This is a genomic window from Photorhabdus hindustanensis, from assembly GCF_002968995.1.
Lineage (GTDB): Bacteria > Pseudomonadota > Gammaproteobacteria > Enterobacterales > Enterobacteriaceae > Photorhabdus > Photorhabdus akhurstii.
In genome coordinates, this window is record NZ_PUWT01000140.1 from 1 (window position 1) to 1,938 (window position 1,938).

Here is a 1,938-nt window from a genome sequence, read left to right on the forward strand (position 1 = left end):
CGGGTCACTGATGTTTTCCAGTTTGGCGTGGGCCGCTTTGGTGGCGATAATTGCTCCTTCAGTACTGGCGATGTCAATCACCTGCGCACTGATTTCGCCAATCAGTTGGGCCTGTTTCAGCCGTTGCTGCTCTTTCTCTTTGTCAAAGATAGGACTGAGAGCATTGTTGGCATGGTCGGTATCCCGGCTGAGGGTGGTGACATCCTGTTGCTGGCTGTCTTTGTCCCGGATAATCAGGGTGCCGTCACTGACGGCGGCATGGGTGGTGCTTTTGGCGTGGCCTTCCCGGTTAGCGCCGCCCAGGGTATTGGCCGCCAGATTACTGAGGAACATGCCGCCGGCTGAACCACCGGTGCTGATACTCACGCTATGGTGTTCGGTTTTAAAATCCGCTTTTTTTGTTTGGCCTTACCGATGGTGAAACCGATCACCAACACCAGCGAGGCCGGACCGCTGATTATCCGGCTCGTTGAGAGCAACTGACGGCTAAAAAGGAGATCCCAGCGCTTGGCTGGGATTTTCCATTAATCAAATTTCAATGAATATGCTTTAACAAAATCATTGTATGTTTCATGTAGATGATAAAAATTTGCATCAGGTTCAGTTTTTAATACCCGATATCTCCCTACCAATTTATCAAAAAGCCCCTCAGGTACAGGATATGGTTTAGGTTCATTTTTTGCACAATAGAAATAGAACAATGCCTTTTCTAATTCGGGAATAGACAATGATTCTGTTTTATTGAGCAAATAATCAAAAGCATCTTGCCAATTGGACTCCGATAACATCAAAAAATCCAAAGCAATAGATTTGACTGACTCACTATGCAAAAGATTTACGTTTAGGATTTTTATACAAAAATCCAAACAGCATTCAGAGTCTTTCAATAACAACTCGCCTAAATAATCTATCGCATCGTCAGAAGGATCTTCGTATGAATTTGCATTCACATAGCCATGCTCAAGATAACTATTTAATCCTGCAATCAATTCAATAAGTTTTATTCTTGCTGTCATTTGAAAGTTCCTGTTTGAACAGTCGATAATCTCTTCGAACCATCAGGCAAAATTGTCCAAGTTGCATAAACTCTAATCTCACCATTATTTCCTGAAACAACGACAGACGTTTTTCTGTTTTCAGGTGTAACGCTTTTTGCTGAATCCAGCAGTTTATCTATTATCATATGGTTATTAGCTTTAGTATCAGGAAGACCTGCATTATTTAGTACCCTATTCATTTCTTGAGAACGCTCAACATTGTGAATTTTCTTCTCCAAAATAGATAAGTTCGCCTTATTTTCTGGATTTTTAGCAAATTCTTTCTGGCTTTTAATTCTTAAATCTTTCAATGTATTGTATTCTCTTTTGAGTGCATCAAGATCACCCGCTGCTTTACCTCGCATGTCTGGTAATGACTTAATTTCAAAAGTCTCATTCTCACGTTTTACAATTTGAGTATTAGATGCTTTTGACTCCCAATTCCCAGCACTGACTTGCTGATGGACTAGCCCCCTTTTGTCTCTGTACTCGCATTGGAATTGCTTTTTGATGTTTCCGCTCCTTTTCCTTTAACCGACAACGCCGTCTGGCTGCCTGCCAAGATAGCTCCGGCATCAAGCACAGTCTCCAGCACTTCACCGGTTGGGCTGAGATTGGTATCAATGATCGTGTGTTCTTTCACCGTTTCCTGCTGTACAGAGTAATACTCCGGTCATCTCACCTTGTTCTTCCTCTCCGGCCCCTGCACGCTACTGCTTCCTTATCTTCACCTGGAGACTGACACCATGAGCCGTAGCCGATATACCCCGGAACAAAAACAACACCATGTGGCCCAATGGCGCCACAGTAACCTGACCCGAAAACAGTATTGCGAACAGCATCAGCTGAGTTTTTCCTCTTTCCGCGACTGGATTGCCGACAGTCACAAAATGCGCCAACC

The 1,938-nt window shown here is 43.5% G+C and carries 4 protein-coding genes and 1 pseudogene; 1 reads left to right on the forward strand and 4 read right to left on the reverse strand.

The genetic code is table 11. From position 1 onward, the window contains the following. The 4 genes and pseudogenes from C6H66_RS24620 to C6H66_RS26270 form a co-directional block, all read right to left on the reverse strand. Positions 1-396: pseudogene (locus C6H66_RS24620) on the reverse strand (hemagglutinin repeat-containing protein); the annotation flags it as partial. Between the two features lie 128 nt (positions 397-524). Continuing rightward, entirely contained in the window at positions 525-1,016 is a 492-nt protein-coding gene (locus tag C6H66_RS24625; protein ID WP_105397023.1) for a hypothetical protein, read from the reverse strand. Continuing rightward, on the reverse strand, positions 1,013-1,402 hold the full coding sequence (locus C6H66_RS24630; protein WP_105397024.1) for a hypothetical protein: 390 nt from the start codon (positions 1,400-1,402) through the stop codon (positions 1,013-1,015). The genes C6H66_RS24625 and C6H66_RS24630 overlap by 4 nt, the downstream gene beginning before the upstream one ends. 101 nt (positions 1,403-1,503) lie before the next feature. Further along, on the reverse strand, positions 1,504-1,680 hold the full coding sequence (locus C6H66_RS26270; protein WP_181150305.1) for a hypothetical protein: 177 nt from the start codon (positions 1,678-1,680) through the stop codon (positions 1,504-1,506). A gap of 103 nt (positions 1,681-1,783) precedes the next feature. On the opposite strand from C6H66_RS26270, the gene tnpA reads away from it, so the two are divergent. Next, on the forward strand, positions 1,784-1,938 hold a 155-nt coding region (tnpA, locus tag C6H66_RS27525), incomplete at its 3' end, for an IS66 family insertion sequence element accessory protein TnpA (RefSeq protein WP_146111138.1).